The sequence below is a fragment of the Mesorhizobium sp. B2-4-12 genome, assembly GCF_006441575.1.
Lineage (GTDB): Bacteria > Pseudomonadota > Alphaproteobacteria > Rhizobiales > Rhizobiaceae > Mesorhizobium.
This window is the reverse complement of the sequence record NZ_VFVC01000008.1, coordinates 130,487-149,314: the sequence shown is the minus strand read 5'-3', so window position 1 is coordinate 149,314 and position 18,828 is coordinate 130,487. Positions and strand designations below refer to the sequence as shown.

Genomic DNA, 18,828 nt, shown 5'->3' with positions numbered 1-18,828 from the left:
CAGGCCAGGTTTCAGCGGCGCGGCCGACTGATCTCCCCCCAAGTGGGGGAGATGTCCGGCAGGACAGAGGGGGGCGCGAATGGACTCAAACCTGACAATTCCAGCGTGACGAACACACCCTCTAATTTGCGAGAATTGATGCTCATCCGTCAATCGTTATCTATTCCGCGCACAACGGTTGCGATCTCCCTCACGTTGCCTTCCGCCGGCCAAAGGCGGACAATGCGGCATTCACAACCTCAGGGAGAGAAAGCATGATCGAATACGGTCATTTCATCGGCGGCAAGCGCGTCGCCGGCACCAGCGGTCGCAAGCAGGACGTGATGCAGCCGATGGACGGCTCCGTGCGCGGCACGGTTGCGCTGGCCTCGGCGCAGGAACTGCGCGCCGCGGTCGAGAACGCCAAGGCGGCGCAGCCGAAGTGGGCCGCCACCAACCCGCAGCGCCGCGTGCGCGTGCTGATGAAGTTTCTCGAACTGGTCCAGCGCGACTATGACGAATTGGCCGACATCCTGGCGCGCGAGCACGGCAAGACTATTGCCGACGCCAAGGGCGACATCCAGCGTGGCCTCGAAGTAGTCGAGGTCTGCATAGGCGCGCCACATATGATGAAGGGCGAGTTCACCGATGGCGCCGGCCCCGGCATCGACGTCTATTCGATGCGCCAGCCGCTCGGCGTCGTGGCCGGCATCACGCCGTTCAACTTCCCGGCGATGATCCCGCTGTGGAAGATCGCGCCGGCCATCGCCTGCGGCAACGCCTTTATCCTGAAGCCCTCCGAGCGCGATCCGGGCGTGCCGATGCGCATTGCCGAACTGTTCATCGAGGCCGGCCTGCCGGCGGGCATCCTCAATGTCGTCAATGGCGACAAGGATGTGGTCGACGCCATCCTTGACGATCCCGACATCAAGGCCATCGGCTTTGTCGGTTCGACGCCGATCGCGCATTACATCTATTCGCGTGGCACCGCGGCCGGCAAGCGCGTGCAGTGCTTCGGCGGCGCCAAGAACCACATGATCATCATGCCCGACGCCGACATGGACCAGACCGTCGATGCGCTGATCGGCGCCGGCTACGGTTCGGCGGGCGAGCGCTGCATGGCGATCTCGGTTGCCGTCCCGGTCGGCAACGACACGGCCAACCGGCTGATGGAAAAGCTGGTGCCGCGCGTCGAAAGCCTGAAGGTCGGCCCATCGACGGATTCTTCCGCCGATTTCGGCCCGCTGGTGACTGCCCAGGCACTGGAGCGCGTCAAGGGCTATGTTGATATTGGCGTCAAGGAAGGCGCCAAGCTTGTCGTCGATGGCCGCGGCTTCAAGATGCAGGGCTACGAGGACGGCTATTACATGGGTGGCTGCCTGTTCGACAATGTCACATCAGACATGCGCATCTACAAGGAAGAAATCTTCGGGCCGGTGCTGTCGGTGGTGCGCGCGCCGCGTTACGAGGATGCGATCAACCTCGCCAACGACCACGAGATGGGCAATGGCGTTGCCATCTTCACCCGCGACGGCGACGCCGCGCGCGACTTTGCAAGCCGTGTCCAGGTCGGCATGGTCGGCGTCAACGTGCCGATCCCGGTGCCGATCGCCTATTACACGTTCGGTGGCTGGAAGGCATCGTCCTTCGGAGATCTCAACCAGCACGGCCCGGATGCGTTCCGCTTCTACACCAAGACAAAGACGGTGACCTCACGTTGGCCGTCCGGCATCAAGGACGGCGCCGAGTTCGTCATCCCGACGATGAACTGACGGACGATTTCTTGCTTGCGCGTCCTCGCCTTCGGCTGCGGACGCGCGGGCCGGCATCAAGGATGGCGCCGAGTTCGTCATCCCGACGATGAACTGACCGGACGATTTCTTGCTTGCGCGTCTTCGCCTTCGGCTGCGGACGCGCGGGCCGGCCTAAGGGACGGTGCCGAGTCGTCATCCCGACGATGATTGATCAAAAGGCCCGGGCGCACCCCGGGCCTTTTGATTCTCACGCCACGCTATATGTCTAAACGCTAATGTGATGGAACAAAGCGGCCGGGCTACGGCTTTTGCTGTATTCCTGCGATGGGCAGGCAATCCGACAGCGCCGGTGTCAACCCGGGGTTCTCGTCTGGCGCAAGGAGGTGTCAGATGAAACGACGTTTTATTGCAACGATATTTTGCACGGCCATGGCAATGTCCGGTGTCGTGCAGGCTGAAGCGGGCGGGCAATGCGCCGCGCGCGCCGACATCGTCAAGGCGCTCGGCGACAATTTCCATGAGAGCCAAGCCGGGCGTGGCCTGATCAACCCAAGCGTGATCCTGGAGGTCTTTGTTTCCGAACAGGGCAGTTGGACCGTACTGGCCTCCGATACCAAGGGCCAGAGTTGCATTCTGTCCGTCGGCGAAGGCTGGGACAGTTCGACAATGAAAGCAGCCCTGCCGGGCGCTTGAGCGAAGTTCTGTGTGTCACTGCCACTATCGCGGCAGGACTCATGCTTGACTGGCGGCCCTTTCCAGCGCACCGCAAGACCCACAACTCGTTTGCGGCGGTCACAGCGACGTCGTCGCGGGAAAGCAGATTGGCTACGGCGTGGTCGGACAGGCCACCAATGTCGAGGTTTAGGTTTCGGCAAGCGGGTCCTGGACGATGCCGATATCCGACGTGAAGGCCGAAGCTGCATCCTCGCGGCTGGCGAGGGCGGGGAGAACAACCTCACTGTGGCCGCGATGGCGCACGGGACCTGAGCCGCCCGATCAACGCGTGGCGGCGACCTCGGCATGGCCGCGCAGCAGCGCCATCAGCCTCTTGGCGTCCTTGGCCGCGGCTTCCTCGTCGCCGTCGAGGATCGAGCGGATCAAGGCAACATGGTGCTCGGCGGATTCCGCCAGCCCGGTATCGGCCTTGTAGCGGAACCAGAAGCGGCGGCTGTGGGTCTGCAAGGGTGCGGCCAGCCGTGCGGCGAACGGATTGTCGGCGGCCAGCGCCAGCGCCTCGTCGAGCGCCTTGTCGGCCTGGATGAAGGCAAGCACATTGCCGGAGATGACCGCCTTCTGCATGGCGAGGGCCGCCTCGTGAAACAGGTCGGCGGCCTCGCGGGTGACGAAGCGGGCAGCCGAGCGGGCAAGCACCACCTCGACGCCGCGCCGGGCGTCGAGCACGCGCAGCCAGTCGCCCGGATGCAGCGGCGCAATGGCGATGCCGGCGCGTGGCCTGACGTCCAGCAGCCCTTCCCAGGCCAGCCGCTGGATCGCCTCGCGCACCGGCGTGCGGCCGAGCGCCAGCTTTTCGATGAGGGCGCCCTCGGTGACAAAGCTCGCCGGCGCCAGTTCCAACGTGACGATCATATGCTCGAGCACGCGGTAGGCCTTGGTCGCCGCCGGCTCGGACGGCATGCCTGCTTCTATGGATATCAATGGCGGTCTCCTGATATATCTAAAATATATCATGACGAATTCCGCATTGACAGCTGCTTTCTTAACAGATATACGTCTGATATATCAGATGGAGATATGATCATGTGGACCGGAGTTTTCCCTGCCGTCACGACCAAATTCACCGCCGACGATCGCCTTGACCATGCCGAAATGGAACGCTGCTTCAATCTGCAGATCGAGGCCGGCTGCGACGGCATCATCGTCTGCGGTTCGCTCGGCGAAGGGCCGATGCTGTCGCATGACGAGAAGATCGAGGTGCTGAAGACCGCGCAGAAAGTCGCCGGCAAGAAGCCGGTGCTGCTGACGGTCAACGAGGCTGGCACCCGCGAGGCGGCCAGCATCGCCAAGCGTGCGGCCAGGGAAGGCGCCAATGGCCTGATGGTGGTGCCGAGCCCGATCTACCACACGAATGCGGAAGAGACGGTCGCGGCCCTGCGTGCCGTCGCCGAGGCCGGCGATCTACCGGTGATGATCTACTCCAACCGGCTCGCCTACCGTGTCGACGTCACCGTCGACCAGATGGAGGAGCTGGCGTCGGACACGCGCTTCGTGGCCATCAAGGAATCCTCCGACGACATCCGCCGGTCGACCGAGATCATCAACCGCCTGGGCAGGCGTTACGACCTGTTCACCGGCGTCGACAATCTTGCCTTCGAGGCGTTGTCGGTCGGCGCCATCGGCTGGGTGGCCGGCCTGGTCACCGCCTTCCCGCGCGAAACCGTCGCCATCTACCAGCTGATGAAGCAGGGCCGCCGCGAGGAGGCGCTCTCCATCTACCGCTGGTTCCGGCCGCTGCTCGACCTCGATGTCTCGACCTATCTGGTGCAGAACATCAAGCTCGCCGAAGTCTTCACCATCCAGACCAACGACCGTGTCCGGATGCCGCGCCAGCCGCTGTCTGGCGAGCGCCGCAAGGCGGTCGAGAAGATCGTCAAGGATGCACTGGCGGTACGGCCGACACTGCCGAAATTTTGAGGGTAAGTTCTTCTTCCTTCTCATGGGGGAAGATGGCGGCAGCCAGATAAGGAGCAGCGCCCCACGTGGCCGGAAATTCCAAGTCGACAGAAGCAGGGCGCCGCCCCTCATCCGCCCTTCGGGCCCCTTCTCCCCGTGAACGGGGAGAAGGGGAGGACATCGCCATCGTCGGCGGCGGCATCATCGGCATCTGCGCGGCCGCCTTCCTTGCCGAGGCGGGGCTGGATGTCACGGTCTTCGACCGCACCGGCATCTGCGAAGAGACCAGTTCCGGCAATGCCGCCGCCTTCGCCTTCTCCGACGTGTTGCCGCTGGCCCACAAGGGCATGATCCGCCAGTTGCCGAAATGGCTGGCCGATCCGCTGGGCCCGCTCAGCATCCCGCCCGCCTACCTGCCGAAACTCTTGCCCTGGCTATTCCGGTTCTGGCGCGCCGGCGCAGCGGCGAAATACGAGGCCAGCCTCGCCACCCAGGCCGGCATGATGAGGCTTGCAGAAGCGGAGTGGATGTATCTGCTCGATCGTTCCGGCACGCGGCCGATGCTGCGCGAGGACGGTTCGCTGGAACTCTACGAAAGCGAAGCCGAGTTCCGCGCCACGCTGCCGGGCTGGGCGGCGCGCGAACGCTTCGGCATCGGCTTCCGCCATGTCGACGGCAAGGGGCTGGCGGCTCTGCAGCCGGGACTGTCACCGCGCTTCGTCAAGGGCATGTTCGTGCCGGGCTGGAAGACGGTCGCCGATCCGAAACTGCTCGGCAAGGCAGTATGGGCCTATGCCGAGGCCAAGGGCGCCCGCTTTGAAACGGCCCGCATCGACCGGATCGCGGCGGATCAGGACGGCGCGGCACTGACGCTGGCCGACGGAACCATTAGGCGCGCCAGGCGGCTCGTTGTCGCCGCCGGCGCCTGGTCGCATCTTCTGGCGCGGCAGCTCGGCGATCGCATTCCGCTGGAGACCGAGCGCGGCTACAACACGACATTGCCGAATGGCGCCTTCGACGTGAAGCGGCAGCTGATCTTCTCCGGCCATGGTTTCGTCATCACGCCGCTCGACACGGGCCTGCGCGTGGGCGGTGCCGTCGAACTCGGCGGCATCGAGCGGCCGCCCAACTTCAGCAGGTCGAAAGCGCTTTTGCAGAAGGCGCAGCAATTCCTGCCGGGGCTCGATCCGTCGGGCGGGCGCGAATGGATGGGGTTCCGCCCCTCGCTGCCGGATTCGGTGCCAGTCATCGGCAATGCGCCGGGCGCCCGGTCGGTGGTGTATGCTTTCGGTCACGGTCATCTCGGCCTGACCCAGGCTGCGGCGACCGGACGGTTGATCCGCGAGCTCGTCCTGGGGCAGACTCCGTCCGTTGACCTGGCCCCCTTCAGCCCACAACGGTTTTGATTTTCGAGGAGCGACATGGCCAAGAAATCCTTCTTCTGTATCGACGGCCACACTTGCGGCAATCCGGTGCGGCTGGTCGCCGGCGGTGGCCCCCTGCTGCAGGGTTCGACAATGATGGAACGGCGCGCGCATTTCCTCGCCGAGTATGACTGGATCCGCACCGGCCTGATGTTCGAGCCGCGCGGCCACGACGTGATGTCCGGGTCGATTCTCTACCCACCGACGCGCGAGGATTGCGACATCGCCATCCTGTTCATCGAAACCTCGGGCTGCCTGCCGATGTGCGGCCACGGCACCATCGGCACGGTCACGATGGCGATCGAGCACGGGCTGATCAAGCCAAGGACGCCAGGTGTGCTAAGGCTCGACACGCCGGCCGGCCTGGTCACCGCCGAATACAAGCAGGTCGGCGAATATGTCGAGGAGGTGCGCATCACCAACGTGCCGTCGTTCCTTTATGCCGAAGGGCTGACGGTCGAATGTCCCGGGCTCGGTGAGATCACCGTCGATGTCGCCTATGGCGGCAATTTCTATGCCATCGTCGAGCCGCAGGCGAATTATCGCGACATGGCCGACCATTCCGCCGGCGACCTCATTGCCTGGAGCCCGGTGGTGCGGCAGCGGCTGAACGAGAAATATGCCTTCGTGCATCCGGAGAATCCCGGCATCAACAGGCTGTCGCACATGCTGTGGACCGGCAAGCCGACGGTGGAAGGGGCCGATGCCCGCAACGCCGTCTTCTATGGCGACAAGGCGATCGACCGCTCACCTTGCGGCACCGGTACCTCGGCGCGGATGGCGCAGCTCCATGCCAAGGGCAAGCTCAAGGCAGGCGACGCCTTCGTGCATGAATCGATCATCGGTTCGCTGTTCAAGGGCAAGGTCGAAAAGGAGGTCACCGTGGCGGGCAAGCCGGCGATCATCCCCTCGATCGGCGGCTGGGCGCGCATGACCGGACTGAACACGATCTTCATCGACGACCGCGATCCGTTCGCGCATGGGTTCGTGGTCAAATAGGCGATTCATCACGCTACGGAAGGCATAAAGGCGCAAGAAGGAATGCCGTCAGCAGCGCAAGGAATCCCTTCATCAACTTATTTTGACGGCGATTTCTTCGAAACGGCGCGCATGATAGGGCTGAATCGTCAAAGACATTGCGTTATGCCAATGATAGGGTCCGCGATAGTCCAGAGGCCGGGTTCAAAAAAACGGGCAGTCGAAATGGCGTGCATTGGAAACGCGCATGGCGATCGAAAAATCACGTTGCAATCCGGGCTCGAAACTTTACGACTAGGGGAAATACGAAAAGGAATGCGTCTGCATGGGCGACATTCCAGGGGAGCCATGTACACATGCAGTACTTTGTCCAGCAGCTTATCAACGGGCTGACGCTGGGATCGATCTATGGGCTGATCGCGATCGGCTACACGATGGTCTACGGCATCATCGGCATGATCAATTTCGCCCATGGCGACATTTTCATGGTGGGCGCCTTCACCGCGCTGATCGTCTTCCTCATCCTCGGCGCGCTGTTCTATTCGGTGCCCGTGGTCATCGCGCTGCTGGTCATGATGATCGTGGCGATGCTGCTCACAAGCCTCTACAATTGGACGATCGAGAAGGTGGCCTACCGGCCGCTGCGCGGTTCGTTCCGGCTGGCGCCGCTGATCACCGCCATCGGCATGTCGATCGCGCTGTCCAATTTCGTCCAGGTCACGCAGGGTCCCCGCAACAAGCCGATCCCGCCGATGGTGTCGAAGGTCTACAACATCGACGGAGTCAGCGTGTCGCTGAAGCAGATCATCATCGTCATCGTCACCGCCCTTTTGCTGGTGCTGTTCTGGTACCTGGTCAACAAGACCTCGCTTGGCCGGGCGCAGCGCGCCTGCGAGCAGGACCGCAAGATGGCGGCATTGCTCGGCATCGATGTCGACCGCACCATCTCCATCACCTTCATCATGGGTGCTGCACTTGCCGCCGTCGCCGGCACGCTGTTCCTGATGTACTATGGCGTGGTGGCCTTCTCCGACGGTTTTGTGCCGGGGGTAAAGGCATTCACGGCGGCGGTGCTTGGCGGCATCGGCTCGCTTCCCGGCGCCGTGCTCGGTGGGCTCCTGATCGGCTTCATCGAGAGCATGTGGTCGGCCTATTTCTCGATCGACTACAAGGACGTCGCGGCGTTCTCGATCCTGGCTATCGTGCTGATCTTCCTGCCTTCCGGCATATTGGGCCGGCCTGAAGTCGAAAAGGTTTGAGACCATGGCCGTGACCGTATCTCGTGAGCGCGACACCGTCGCCAGCCCCATGCAGCGCGCCCTTCGGGAAGCGTTCTATGCCGGCGCCATCGCGCTTGGCCTGTTCGTGCTGTTCATCGGGCTGAAAACCGGTCAGAACATGTCCAATGAACTGGTCCTGACTCAGCGCTGGGGCTTGCTCACCGCCGTGGTGATCGCCACGGCCGTCGGGCGTTTCCTCTATGTCGCCTACGGCCAGCCCTTCATGGCCAACCAGAAGATCGCCGACGTCGCCACCGGTCTGTTACCGGCCAGCGTGGGGTCACGGTTCTTTCAGTTGCCGGCGTTCATCCTGGCTGTCGTGGCGGCCGTGCTGCTGTTCGTGTTGGGCAGCTCTCTCGCCGGATGGGTGGGAGCAGAACCGGCCGGCTATCTCCAATTCCTGCGCGCCCTGGCGGTCATCTATGTGCTGGGTTGCGTGATCTACTACTTCCGCGCCTTCATTCATGCCAACTTCACCAAATTGGGCATCACAGCGTTGGTGCTGTACCCGATTCTGGTGGTCGCGGTGCTGTCGCTGAACGCCTGGTCGATTGCTGGAGGGCTGCAGGGCTCGCTGAAATGGGTCGACAATTTCGGCATCCAGATACTGATCTATGTGATGCTGGCTTGGGGATTGAACATCGTCGTTGGGCTGGCCGGCCTGCTCGACCTTGGCTACGTCGCTTTTTATGCACTTGGCGCCTATGCCTATGCGCTTCTTGCCACGCATTACGGCCTGTCGTTCTGGATCCTGCTGCCGGCCGCAGGCTGCATGGCCGCCCTTTGGGGGGTGCTGCTCGGCTTCCCCGTGCTGCGCCTGCGCGGCGATTATCTGGCGATCGTGACGCTCGCCTTCGGCGAGATCATCCGGCTGGTGCTGATCAACTGGCGCGAGGTGACCAACGGCTCGGCCGGTATCTCCGGCATTCCCAAGGTTTCCTTCTTCGGCCTGATGACCTTCAATGTGTCGGACCCCAATTACATTGCCAAGGTTCTGCATCTCGCGACCTCGAGCGCCTATTACAAGATTTTCCTCTACTATCTGATCCTGGGCCTGTGCCTGCTTACCGCCTTCGTCACCATCAGGCTGCGCCGTCTGCCGGTCGGTCGTGCTTGGGAAGCCTTGCGTGAGGACGAGATCGCCTGCCGCTCGCTCGGCATCAACACCACCACAACCAAGCTGACCGCCTTCGCCACCGGTGCCATGTTCGGCGGTTTCGCCGGCTCGTTCTTCGCCGCGCGGCAAGGCTTCGTCAGCCCGGAATCCTTCGTCTTCCTGGAATCGGCGATCATCTTGGCCATCGTCGTTCTGGGCGGCATGGGCTCGCTGGTCGGCATCGCGGTTGCCGCGATGGTGATGATCGGCGGCACCGAGGCGTTGCGCGAACTCGACTTCCTCAAGCAGGTCTTCGGGCCTGATTTCACACCGGAACTCTACCGCATGCTTCTGTTCGGCATGGCCATGGTGATCGTCATGCTGTGGAAGCCGCGCGGCTTTGTCGGCAGCAGGGAACCGACGGCCTTCCTGAAGGAGCGAAAAGCGGTCTCAGGCTCCTTCACCAAGGAGGGCCACGGCTGATGGATGCGAACACACAAATGAACGACGCCATCCTGCAGGTCGATCACCTGTCGATGAAGTTCGGCGGCCTGGTCGCCATCGGCGACCTGTCCTTCACCGCCAAGCGCGGCGAGATCACGGCGCTGATCGGCCCCAACGGCGCCGGCAAGACCACCGTGTTCAACTGCATCACCGGCTTCTACAAGCCATCGGAAGGCATGATCACGCTCAACCGTGCCGATGGCTCGAGCTATCTCCTGGAACGATTGCCCAACCACGAGATCCCGGCGCGCGCCAAGGTGGCGCGCACCTTCCAGAACATCCGCCTGTTCTCGGGCATGACGCTGCTGGAAAACCTCCTCGTCGCTCAGCACAACAAGCTGATGAAGGCTTCGGGCTATACGGTGCTTGGCCTGTTCGGTTTCCCGAGCTACCGGCAGGCTTCGGCCGAGTCGATCGAGCTCGCAAGGCATTGGCTGGAGAAAGCAGACCTCGTCGATCGGGCCGACGATCCGGCCGGCGACCTGCCCTATGGTGCGCAGCGGCGCCTCGAGATCGCGCGCGCCATGTGCACCGGTCCGGAGCTTCTGTGCCTCGACGAGCCGGCGGCCGGCCTCAACCCGAAGGAATCGGCCGCTCTCAACAAGCTGCTGATGGACATCAAGAACACCTCAGGGGCCTCGATCCTTTTGATCGAGCATGACATGTCGGTGGTCATGCAGATTTCCGACCATGTCGTGGTTCTGGAATATGGCCGCAAGATCTCCGACGGCAATCCGCAGTCGGTGCGCACCGATCCGCGCGTCATCGCCGCCTATCTCGGCGTCGATGACGAGGAGGTCGAGACCGTGCTGACCGAAGTCGGCGACGAGGACGTCATCGAACAGCTCGATACCGGTCCCGACGCCGCGCATGGCCCGGGCACCTCGGCGTCGTATCTGGCCGGACCGGTGAGTGACACGGTCAGCCACAGCGAGGGCGAGCGCGTCACCGTGTCGAAAGGCGCCTCGAAGGCTGCGCAGATCGACGCGCGTACCGTGACCGTGGCGAGCAAAGCCGTTGTGGCTAAAGCTGAACGGGCGACAAAGCCGGCTCCGGCCGCCAAGCCGCTCGCGAAAGCGGCAGCAAAGAAGCCGGCCGCCAAGGCACCCACGGCAAAGGCCGAGGGCGTTTCGAACCGTCTCGCTGCTCCGCGTGGCGGCAAGGCCGACAACCTGACCCGCATCAAGGGCATCGGTAAGGTCAACGAGAAGAAGCTCAACGATCACGGCATCTTCCACTTCGACCAGATCGGCGCCTGGAAGAAGGCCGACGTCGAGGCCGCCGAAGCCTATCTCGCCTTTGACGGGCGCATAGAGCGCGAGGAGTGGGTCAAGCAGGCCAGGCTGCTCGGGCAGGGCAAGGACACGGAATTCTCGCGCCGCGTCGATGCGGGCAAGGTGGCGACCAGCCATGCGTCGGCAAAGAGCGCCGGCGCGGCTTCCGGAAAAACAGCCGCCGCCAAGCCTGCGACCGGCAAGCGCGGAGGAGGCAAGTAATGGCCGGTACGACACTGCTCGATATCAAAGGTGTGCAGACCTATTACGGCAACATCCGGGCGCTGAACGGCGTCGACGTCACCGTCAAGCAGGGCGAGATCGTGGCGCTGATCGGCGCCAACGGCGCCGGCAAGTCGACACTGATGATGACCATCTTCGGGGCGCCGCGCGCCCGTACCGGCAGCATCACCTTCGCCGGCACCGACATCACCCAGTTGCCGACGCACGAGATTGCGCGCCTGCGCATCGCCCAGTCGCCGGAAGGACGGCGCATCTTCCCGCGCATGACGGTGATGGAAAACCTGCAGATGGGCGCCAGTCTCGACAACCTCAAGCACTATGCCGAGGACGTCGAGAAGGTGTTCACGCTGTTCCCACGGCTGAAGGAGCGCATCGCCCAGCGCGGCGGCACGCTCTCGGGCGGCGAGCAGCAGATGCTGTCGATCGGGCGCGCGCTGATGGCGCGGCCGAAGCTGCTTTTGCTCGACGAGCCGTCGCTCGGGCTGGCGCCGCTGATCGTCAAGCAAATCTTCGATGCCATCCGCGAATTGAACCGCACCCAGGGGCTGACGGTGTTCCTGGTCGAGCAGAACGCGTTCGGCGCGCTCAAGCTCGCCAACCGCGGCTATGTCATGGTCAACGGCAATGTGACGATGAGCGGCACCGGCAAGGAACTGCTCGCCAATCCCGAAGTGCGCGCCGCCTATCTCGAAGGCGGCCACCACTGAGTTCAGGAGTCTCCACCATGCAAGGCATTCTCTACGAGGAACCGTCGATCTGGCAGTTCTTCTTCGTCACCTGCCTGCTCGGCGGCTGGGCGGCCTGGATGACGGGCAAGGCCAGCGCCCAGACATGGCGCAGCTTCATCCAGCTGTTCGCCTATCTGCTGGGCCTCGGCCTCGGCATCCGCTTCATCCATCACGCGCTGTTCGACGGCACGATGTTCTCGCTGCATTACTATATCGTCGACACCATCGTGCTGATGATACTGGGCTTCATCGGCTATCAATACACGCGAACCAACCAGATGGTGACACAATATAATTGGCTCTACGAAAGAGCTTCAATCTTGAGCTGGAAACCGAAAGGTTGAGGTTCATCATTAACGCCGCTTCAGGGATGAATCGGCGTGACAAGTGCCTGAAAATCGGCAAACTATGCTTTCTGCGATAAGGGTGGGCATCGCATGAAAGCTTCATTCACGCCCACTCCGTTAATGGGAGCGTTTCAATGAAAAAGTCACTATTGTCCGCCGTCGCCCTGACCGCGCTGCTCGCGTTCGGCGGCAACGCGTGGGCTGATGTAATGTTCGGCGTCGCCGGTCCGATCACCGGTCCGAACGCGGCCTTCGGCGCGCAGTTGCAGAAGGGCGCCGAGGCCGCTGTTGCCGCGATCAACGCCAAGGGCGGCATCAACGGCGAGCAGATCAAGCTCGAAGTCGGCGACGACGTCTCGGATCCGAAGCAGGGCATCTCGGTCGCCAACAAGTTCGTCGGCGACGGCGTCAAGTTCGTGATCGGTCACTTCAACTCGGGCGTGTCGATCCCGGCCTCGGAAGTCTACGCCGAAAACAATATCGTCGAGATCACGCCGGCCGCGACCAACCCGAAATTCACCGAGCGCGGCCTGTGGAACGTGTTCCGCACCTGCGGACGCGACGACCAGCAAGGCAGCATCGCCGGCGCTTATATCGCCGCGAATTTCAAGGATGCCAAAGTCGCTATCGTGCACGACAAGACCCCTTACGGCCAGGGTCTCGCCGATGAAACCAAGAAGGCAATGAACGCCGCTGGCGTCAAGGAAGTGATGTATGAAGGTGTCAATGTCGGCGACAAGGACTTCTCGGCGCTCATCGCCAAGATGAAGGAAGCCGGCGTCACCCTGATCTATTGGGGCGGCCTGCACACCGAAGCCGGCCTGATCATCCGCCAGTCCGCGGACCAGGGCCTCAAGGCACCGATGATGTCGGGTGACGGCATCGTGACGGACGAACTCGCCGCGATCGCGGGCGACGCCGTCGCCGGCACGCTCAACACGTTCGGGCCCGACCCACGGCTGATCCCGGCCAACAAGGAACTCGTCGAGAAGTTCCGCGCGCAGGGCTTCGAGCCGGAAGCCTACACGCTCTACGCCTATGCCGCCGTGCAGGTTGTCGCCGAGGCGGCCGCCGCCGCCAAGACCAACGACCCGCAGGCCGTTGCCAAGGCGATGCATGAGAACGGCCCGTTCCCCACGGTTCTGGGCGATCTCGCCTATGATGCCAAGGGCGACCCCAAGCTGCCGGGCTACATCATGTACGAGTGGAAGAAGAAGGACGACGGGAAGTATTCCTGGTTCCCGAAATAAGCCGCTCAGGCAGGTTTGACATTAGTGATGCCCGGCGCTTCGCGCCGGGCATTTTCTTTGGCGTGTTCCGGCGGCGGATGGCCTCTTTTGCCAGCTCCTCCCAGCCGGGAAAGATCGCATCCAGGATCGAAATTGTCGCCATTGTTCCGCCCGTTCGAACGAATGCGTGCGAGTGTTGGCCGGATAATTGATTTAAATCGGTTTAAATAGGCGTCGATTTTGTTTGCGCTGCAGCATTTTCACGCTAATCATTGCGCCGATTTCTCTTCCCTTCCGCTACTGGAGCCCAGTCCTTGGCAATCACGAAGATACTCGTCGCCAACCGGTCAGAAATCGCCATCCGCGTCTTTCGCGCGGCCAACGAACTGGGCCTCAAAACCGTGGCGATCTGGGCCGAGGAAGACAAATATTCGTTGCACCGCTTCAAGGCCGACGAAAGCTACCAGGTCGGGCGCGGCCCGCATCTTACCAAGGACATGGGGCCGATCGAAAGTTACCTGTCGATCGAGGAAGTGATCCGCGTCGCCAGGCTTTCGGGCGCCGATGCCATCCATCCGGGCTACGGGCTTCTGTCCGAAAGCCCCGAATTCGCCGAAGCCTGCGCGCAAGCGGACATCACCTTCATCGGCCCGAAGCCGGACACGATGCGCCGCCTCGGCAACAAGGTCGCGGCGCGCAACCTCGCCATCGAGGTTGGCGTGCCGGTGATCCCCGCCACCGATCCGTTGCCGGACGACATGGAGGCGGTCAAGAAACTGGCCAAGGAGATCGGCTATCCCGTGATGCTGAAGGCCTCGTGGGGCGGCGGCGGACGCGGCATGCGCGCTATCCGCTCCGAGGCCGATCTTGCCCGCGAGGTCACGGAGGGCAAGCGCGAGGCGAAGGCCGCCTTCGGCAAGGACGAGGTCTATCTTGAAAAGCTGATCGAGCGCGCGCGCCACGTCGAGGTGCAGGTGCTTGGCGACACCCATGGCAACGTCGTGCACCTGTTCGAGCGCGACTGCTCGATCCAGCGCCGCAACCAGAAAGTGGTCGAGCGGGCGCCGGCGCCATACCTTGAAATGTCGCAGCGGGAGGAGCTCTGCGGACATGCGCTGAAGATCGCGCGCGAGACCAGCTATATCGGCGCCGGCACGGTCGAGTTCCTGCAGGACGCCGATACCGGAAGGTTCTATTTCATCGAGGTCAATCCGCGTATCCAGGTCGAGCATACCGTCACCGAGCAGGTGACCGGCATCGACATCGTCAAAGCCCAAATCCACATTCTTGACGGTTTCGCCATCGGCACGCCTGAATCGGGTGTCCCGGCACAGAGGGATATAAGGCTGAACGGCCATGCCTTGCAGTGCCGCATCACCACCGAGGATCCCGAGCACAATTTCATTCCGGACTACGGCCGCATTACCGCCTATCGCGGCGCCACCGGCTTCGGCATCCGGCTGGATGGCGGCACCGCCTATTCCGGCGCGGTCATCACCCGGTTCTACGATCCGCTGCTGGAGAAGGTGACGGCATGGGCGCCGACGCCGGCCGAGACCATCGCGCGAATGAACCGCGCGCTGCGCGAGTTCCGTATCCGCGGCGTCGCCACCAATCTCACCTTCCTCGAAGCCATCATCAACCACCCGAGCTTCGCCGATAATTCCTATACGACGAAGTTCATCGACACGACGCCGGAGCTGTTCCAGCAGGTCAAGCGCCAGGACCGCGCAACCAAGCTGCTCAATTATCTGGCCGACGTCAGCGTCAATGGCCATCCCGAGACACGCGGCCGGCCGATGCCGAAGGCCGATGCGGCCGCACCCGTCGTGCCCTATCTCAACGGCAACGTGCCCGGCGGCAGCAAGCAGAAGCTCGATGTGCTCGGCCCGGAGAAATTCGCAGTCTGGATGCGCGAGCAGAAGGAAGTGCTGGTCACCGACACGACGATGCGCGACGGCCACCAGTCGCTGCTCGCGACCCGCGTGCGCACGCATGACATTGCCGGCATCGCCGGCACCTATGCGCGCGCCCTGCCGCGGCTTCTGTCGCTCGAATGCTGGGGCGGCGCGACCTTCGATGTCGCCATGCGCTTCCTTACCGAGGACCCGTGGGAGCGGTTGTCGCGAGTGCGCGAGGCAGCCCCCAATCTGTTGCTGCAGATGTTGCTGCGCGGCGCCAACGGCGTCGGCTACACCAATTATCCCGACAATGTCGTGCAGCATTTCGTCAAGCAGGCAGCTGCCGGCGGCATCGACCTGTTCCGCGTCTTCGACTGCCTGAACTGGGTCGAAAACATGCGGGTCGCCATGGACGCTGTCGGCGCCGAGGGCAAGCTGATCGAAGCAGCGATGTGCTACACCGGTGACATTCTCGATCCCGCGCGCGCCAAATACGACCTGAAATATTATGTCGGTCTGGCCAGCGAATTGCAGGCCGCCGGCGCTCATATCATTGCGGTCAAAGACATGGCCGGCCTATTGAAGCCGGCGGCCGCCCGCGTGCTGTTCAAGGCGCTGCGCGAGGCGACCGACCTGCCGATCCATTTCCATACCCACGACACGTCAGGCCTGTCGGCGGCAACCGTGCTGGCAGCGGTGGAGAGCGGCGTCGACGCAATAGATGCGGCGATGGATGCCTTCTCCGGCAATACGTCGCAGCCTTGCCTGGGGTCGATCGTCGAGGCGTTGAAGGGCACCGAGCGCGACCCGGGCCTCGACCCGCAATGGATCCGCAAAATCTCGTTCTACTGGGAAGCGGTGCGCAACCAGTATGCCGCCTTCGAAAGCGACCTGAAAGGGCCGGCTTCGGAAGTCTATTTGCATGAAATGCCGGGCGGGCAATTCACCAATCTCAAGGAGCAGGCGCGCTCGCTCGGGCTGGAGACACGCTGGCACGAGGTGGCGCAGGCCTATCACGACGTCAATCTGATGTTCGGTGACATCGTCAAGGTGACGCCGTCGTCCAAGGTGGTCGGCGACATGGCGCTGATGATGGTCAGCCAGGACCTGACCGTCGCCGATGTCGAGAACCCGGCCAGGGACATCGCCTTCCCGGACTCGGTTGTCTCGATGCTGCGTGGCGATCTTGGCCAGTCCCCGGGAGGCTGGCCGCCAGCCTTGCAGAAGAAGGCGCTGAAGGGCGACAAGCCGATCACCGTGCGTCCCGGTTCGCTGTTGAAGCCGGCCAATCTCAAGGCCAGCCGCAAGGAGATCGAGGACAAGCTGGAGCGCAAGCTCTCGGAACACGAATTCGCTTCGTGGCTGATGTATCCGAAGGTGTTTTCCGACTTCGTCGCCGCGCAGGAAACCTATGGTCCGGTCAGCGTTCTGCCGACGCCGACCTACTTTTACGGCATGAAGCCGGAAGACGAGATCTTCGTCGACATCGAGAAGGGCAAGACGCTGGTGGTGCGGTGCCTGGCCATCGGCGATGTCGACGAGAAGGGGATGGTCACCGTGTTCTTCGAACTCAACGGCCAACCGCGGCGTGTGAAGGTGCCCGACCGTGCGCATGGCGCTTCCGCGGCCAAGGCGCGCCGCAAGGCAGAGCCCGGCAACGAGGCGCATGTCGGTGCGCCGATGCCGGGGGTGGTCTCCGCACTTTCGGTTGCCGCCGGTCAGGCGGTGAAGGCCGGCGATGTGCTGCTCTCCATCGAGGCGATGAAGATGGAGACGGCGCTGCATGCCGAACGCGATGGCACGGTCGCAGAGGTTCTGGTGAAGGCCGGCGATCAGATCGATGCGAAGGATCTGCTCATAGCTTTCAATTAGCCAGGCATTCTTGGTGTGGATGGCTGTCGGCTTCTGGCGGCAGCCTCACGGCTCGCTCGATAACAGCTTGACCCGCCGGCCCCGGTCGGGCATCGAACCGCTGAAATTCGCCGCGGCACGTTTCCCGAGTCGCGGCGCGGAGTCGATTTTTGGAGAAAAACATGGCCGACGATATTACCGAGACCAGCCAGACTGTTGCCGCCGGCCAGCTGCGTGCCTTCATCGAGCGCATCGAGCGGCTCGAGGAAGAAAAGAAGACGATCTCCGACGACATCAAGGAAGTGTTCGCCGAGGCCAAGGGCACCGGCTTCGACACAAAAGCGATGCGGACTATCATCCGCCTGCGCAAGAAGGACCAGGCCGAGCGCCAGGAGGAGGATGCCATCCTCGATCTGTACATGGCCGCGCTCGGCATGGTGTAAGGAGACCGTTTGGAAACTCTACTCCGGCGGCTACCTGATGGTGTTTTCCGCGCTTCCCACGGACCCAAGTGTCCGCTGCGCTACGGTTCTCGAAACCACCACCATATGACTCGCCGGAGCGAATTTCGAAACGGTCTCGGCCAGGATGTGCGGGACACTCGGCCATGAGCGAGTTCGACTTCGGTGGCCGACGCGCCTCGGAGTTCCGCCATCGGGGCTTCTGGACGCAGTTCGCCGAGCGTCACCCGGAAGAGAGAGCCCGGCTGGCGCGGCGCGGGCCCTGGTTCTGGCAGCGCGGGCTGCCCGACTTCGCCCTGGTCCTTTCCATGTATGTCGCGCCGGCGCAAAACCATGTCGGCGTGTTCTTCGGCCGCAACGAGAAATTCGGCGCCACGCAAAGCTGGTCGCGGCTGAAGCCGTTCCAGCCGGCGATCGAAGGCCGGCTGAGGCTCAGGCCGGAGCAGAGTTGCGAGGGCCTCGGCATCAACTCGATGTGGCGGGTCAACTGCTTTGCCGAGGACAACTGGCCTGCGATGGCCGACTGGCTGGTTACGGAATGCTCGCGCGTCGAGCGCGCCGTCGTCGAGGTGCTGGGAGACGAAGGGCGGCCGCAAATCTGACGACTCCGCTCGTGCCTTGCTGCCCGGCTTCAGTTTGACCGCTCATCATGGCCAATTTCGTCCAGCTCCTGCTGCAGAGCCAGTCGATCGAGAGATCCTATCGGCAGGTTTACGAACAGTGCGATGCGGTTGCTCATCATGCGAAAGGCCTCGGCGAAAGCAAAATGCCGCTCGGCTTCGGTGCCTTCGGCCTTGGCCGGATCCGGCACCGCCCAAAGTGCCGTCATCGGATGGCCGGGCCACACCGGACAGCTTTCATCGGCCGTGCTGTCGCAGACGGTGAAGACGAAGTTCATTTCCGGTGCACCGGGTTTGGAAAACTCGTCCCAACTCTTCGACCTGGCGAAGGACGTGTCGTAGTTCAGGCTCTCCAGCAGCTGCAGCGCATGGGGGTTGACGGTTCCCTTCGGGCGCGAGCCGGCGGAATAGGCCTTGAAGCGGCCGGCACCGAGACGATTGAGAATGGCCTCGCCCATGATCGACCGGGCCGAGTTGGCGTTGCAGAGAAAGAGGACATTGTAGACATGGTCGCCCATTGCGAACTCC

Annotated in this window: 16 protein-coding genes; 14 read left to right on the top strand and 2 right to left on the bottom strand. The window is 62.9% G+C overall.

Annotation, left to right across the window (positions count from 1 at the left end; genetic code table 11):
* Positions 1-254 precede the first annotated feature (254 nt).
* Together FJ934_RS07780 and FJ934_RS07775 are read left to right on the top strand one after the other, a co-directional pair.
* The gene (locus tag FJ934_RS07780) at positions 255-1,751 is read left to right on the top strand and encodes a CoA-acylating methylmalonate-semialdehyde dehydrogenase (RefSeq protein ID WP_140608400.1); all 1,497 of its coding nucleotides are present in this window, start codon (positions 255-257) and stop codon (positions 1,749-1,751) included.
* Between the two features lie 372 nt (positions 1,752-2,123).
* A complete protein-coding gene (locus FJ934_RS07775; RefSeq protein ID WP_140608398.1) occupies positions 2,124-2,426 on the top strand; it encodes a hypothetical protein in 303 nt (100 codons plus the stop codon).
* 303 nt (positions 2,427-2,729) lie between these two features.
* Here FJ934_RS07775 and FJ934_RS07765 read toward each other — a convergent pair whose 3' ends face one another.
* Positions 2,730-3,422, bottom strand: a complete 693-nt coding sequence (locus FJ934_RS07765; protein WP_181165549.1) for a GntR family transcriptional regulator — start codon at positions 3,420-3,422, stop codon at positions 2,730-2,732.
* Between the two features lie 69 nt (positions 3,423-3,491).
* On the opposite strand from FJ934_RS07765, the gene FJ934_RS07760 reads away from it, so the two are divergent.
* The 12 genes from FJ934_RS07760 to FJ934_RS07705 all read left to right on the top strand — a co-directional run bounded on the left by FJ934_RS07760 (position 3,492) and on the right by FJ934_RS07705 (position 18,282).
* Positions 3,492-4,385, top strand: a complete 894-nt coding sequence (locus FJ934_RS07760) for a dihydrodipicolinate synthase family protein (protein ID WP_140608395.1) — start codon at positions 3,492-3,494, stop codon at positions 4,383-4,385.
* A gap of 65 nt (positions 4,386-4,450) precedes the next feature.
* The gene (locus tag FJ934_RS07755) at positions 4,451-5,770 is read left to right on the top strand and encodes an FAD-dependent oxidoreductase (RefSeq protein WP_140608393.1); all 1,320 of its coding nucleotides are present in this window, start codon (positions 4,451-4,453) and stop codon (positions 5,768-5,770) included.
* Positions 5,771-5,785: 15 nt separating this feature from the next.
* A complete protein-coding gene (locus FJ934_RS07750) occupies positions 5,786-6,787 on the top strand; it encodes a 4-hydroxyproline epimerase (protein ID WP_140608390.1) in 1,002 nt (333 codons plus the stop codon).
* 335 nt (positions 6,788-7,122) lie between these two features.
* The gene (locus FJ934_RS07745; RefSeq protein WP_140608388.1) at positions 7,123-8,025 is read left to right on the top strand and encodes a branched-chain amino acid ABC transporter permease LivH; all 903 of its coding nucleotides are present in this window, start codon (positions 7,123-7,125) and stop codon (positions 8,023-8,025) included.
* A gap of 4 nt (positions 8,026-8,029) precedes the next feature.
* Positions 8,030-9,625 carry a high-affinity branched-chain amino acid ABC transporter permease LivM gene (gene livM, locus FJ934_RS07740; protein WP_140608386.1) on the top strand — a complete coding sequence of 532 codons (1,596 nt, stop codon included), beginning with the start codon at positions 8,030-8,032 and terminating at the stop codon, positions 9,623-9,625.
* Positions 9,625-11,142 carry an ATP-binding cassette domain-containing protein gene (locus FJ934_RS07735; RefSeq protein WP_140608384.1) on the top strand — a complete coding sequence of 506 codons (1,518 nt, stop codon included), beginning with the start codon at positions 9,625-9,627 and terminating at the stop codon, positions 11,140-11,142. The genes livM and FJ934_RS07735 overlap by 1 nt, the downstream gene beginning before the upstream one ends.
* Positions 11,142-11,870: an ABC transporter ATP-binding protein gene (locus tag FJ934_RS07730; RefSeq protein WP_140608382.1), complete on the top strand. Its 729-nt coding sequence runs from the start codon at positions 11,142-11,144 to the stop codon at positions 11,868-11,870. The genes FJ934_RS07735 and FJ934_RS07730 overlap by 1 nt, the downstream gene beginning before the upstream one ends.
* 17 nt (positions 11,871-11,887) lie before the next feature.
* Complete coding sequence (locus tag FJ934_RS07725; protein ID WP_140608379.1) at positions 11,888-12,235, top strand: DUF6867 family protein; 348 nt, start codon at positions 11,888-11,890, stop codon at positions 12,233-12,235.
* Positions 12,236-12,372: 137 nt separating this feature from the next.
* Positions 12,373-13,488, top strand: a complete 1,116-nt coding sequence (locus FJ934_RS07720) for a branched-chain amino acid ABC transporter substrate-binding protein (RefSeq protein ID WP_140608377.1) — start codon at positions 12,373-12,375, stop codon at positions 13,486-13,488.
* A gap of 293 nt (positions 13,489-13,781) precedes the next feature.
* Complete coding sequence (pyc, locus tag FJ934_RS07715) at positions 13,782-17,240, top strand: pyruvate carboxylase (RefSeq protein WP_140608375.1); 3,459 nt, start codon at positions 13,782-13,784, stop codon at positions 17,238-17,240.
* 161 nt (positions 17,241-17,401) lie between these two features.
* Positions 17,402-17,662, top strand: a complete 261-nt coding sequence (locus tag FJ934_RS07710) for a DUF2312 domain-containing protein (RefSeq protein WP_140608373.1) — start codon at positions 17,402-17,404, stop codon at positions 17,660-17,662.
* A 164-nt stretch (positions 17,663-17,826) separates the two neighbouring features.
* Positions 17,827-18,282, top strand: coding sequence for a hypothetical protein (locus FJ934_RS07705; RefSeq protein WP_140608371.1), 456 nt, complete (start codon positions 17,827-17,829; stop codon positions 18,280-18,282).
* Positions 18,283-18,311: 29 nt separating this feature from the next.
* Here the strand turns inward: FJ934_RS07705 and FJ934_RS07700 are convergent, their stop codons facing one another.
* Positions 18,312-18,818 (bottom strand): arsenate reductase ArsC, encoded by a 507-nt coding sequence (locus FJ934_RS07700; protein WP_140608369.1) that lies wholly within the window; start codon positions 18,816-18,818, stop codon positions 18,312-18,314.
* Positions 18,819-18,828: the final 10 nt, after the last annotated feature.

Coding starts and splice junctions, on each gene's coding strand:
- FJ934_RS07730 (WP_140608382.1), top strand. CDS start 11,142: ATGGCCGGTACGACACTGCTCGATATCAAAGGTGTGCAGACCTATTAC.
- FJ934_RS07780 (WP_140608400.1), top strand. CDS start 255: ATGATCGAATACGGTCATTTCATCGGCGGCAAGCGCGTCGCCGGCACC.
- FJ934_RS07735 (WP_140608384.1), top strand. CDS start 9,625: ATGGATGCGAACACACAAATGAACGACGCCATCCTGCAGGTCGATCAC.
- FJ934_RS07750 (WP_140608390.1), top strand. CDS start 5,786: ATGGCCAAGAAATCCTTCTTCTGTATCGACGGCCACACTTGCGGCAAT.
- FJ934_RS07760 (WP_140608395.1), top strand. CDS start 3,492: ATGTGGACCGGAGTTTTCCCTGCCGTCACGACCAAATTCACCGCCGAC.
- FJ934_RS07745 (WP_140608388.1), top strand. CDS start 7,123: ATGCAGTACTTTGTCCAGCAGCTTATCAACGGGCTGACGCTGGGATCG.
- livM (WP_140608386.1), top strand. CDS start 8,030: ATGGCCGTGACCGTATCTCGTGAGCGCGACACCGTCGCCAGCCCCATG.
- FJ934_RS07725 (WP_140608379.1), top strand. CDS start 11,888: ATGCAAGGCATTCTCTACGAGGAACCGTCGATCTGGCAGTTCTTCTTC.
- FJ934_RS07775 (WP_140608398.1), top strand. CDS start 2,124: ATGAAACGACGTTTTATTGCAACGATATTTTGCACGGCCATGGCAATG.
- FJ934_RS07710 (WP_140608373.1), top strand. CDS start 17,402: ATGGCCGACGATATTACCGAGACCAGCCAGACTGTTGCCGCCGGCCAG.
- FJ934_RS07765 (WP_181165549.1), bottom strand. CDS start 3,422: ATGATATATTTTAGATATATCAGGAGACCGCCATTGATATCCATAGAA.
- FJ934_RS07720 (WP_140608377.1), top strand. CDS start 12,373: ATGAAAAAGTCACTATTGTCCGCCGTCGCCCTGACCGCGCTGCTCGCG.
- FJ934_RS07700 (WP_140608369.1), bottom strand. CDS start 18,818: ATGGGCGACCATGTCTACAATGTCCTCTTTCTCTGCAACGCCAACTCG.
- FJ934_RS07705 (WP_140608371.1), top strand. CDS start 17,827: ATGAGCGAGTTCGACTTCGGTGGCCGACGCGCCTCGGAGTTCCGCCAT.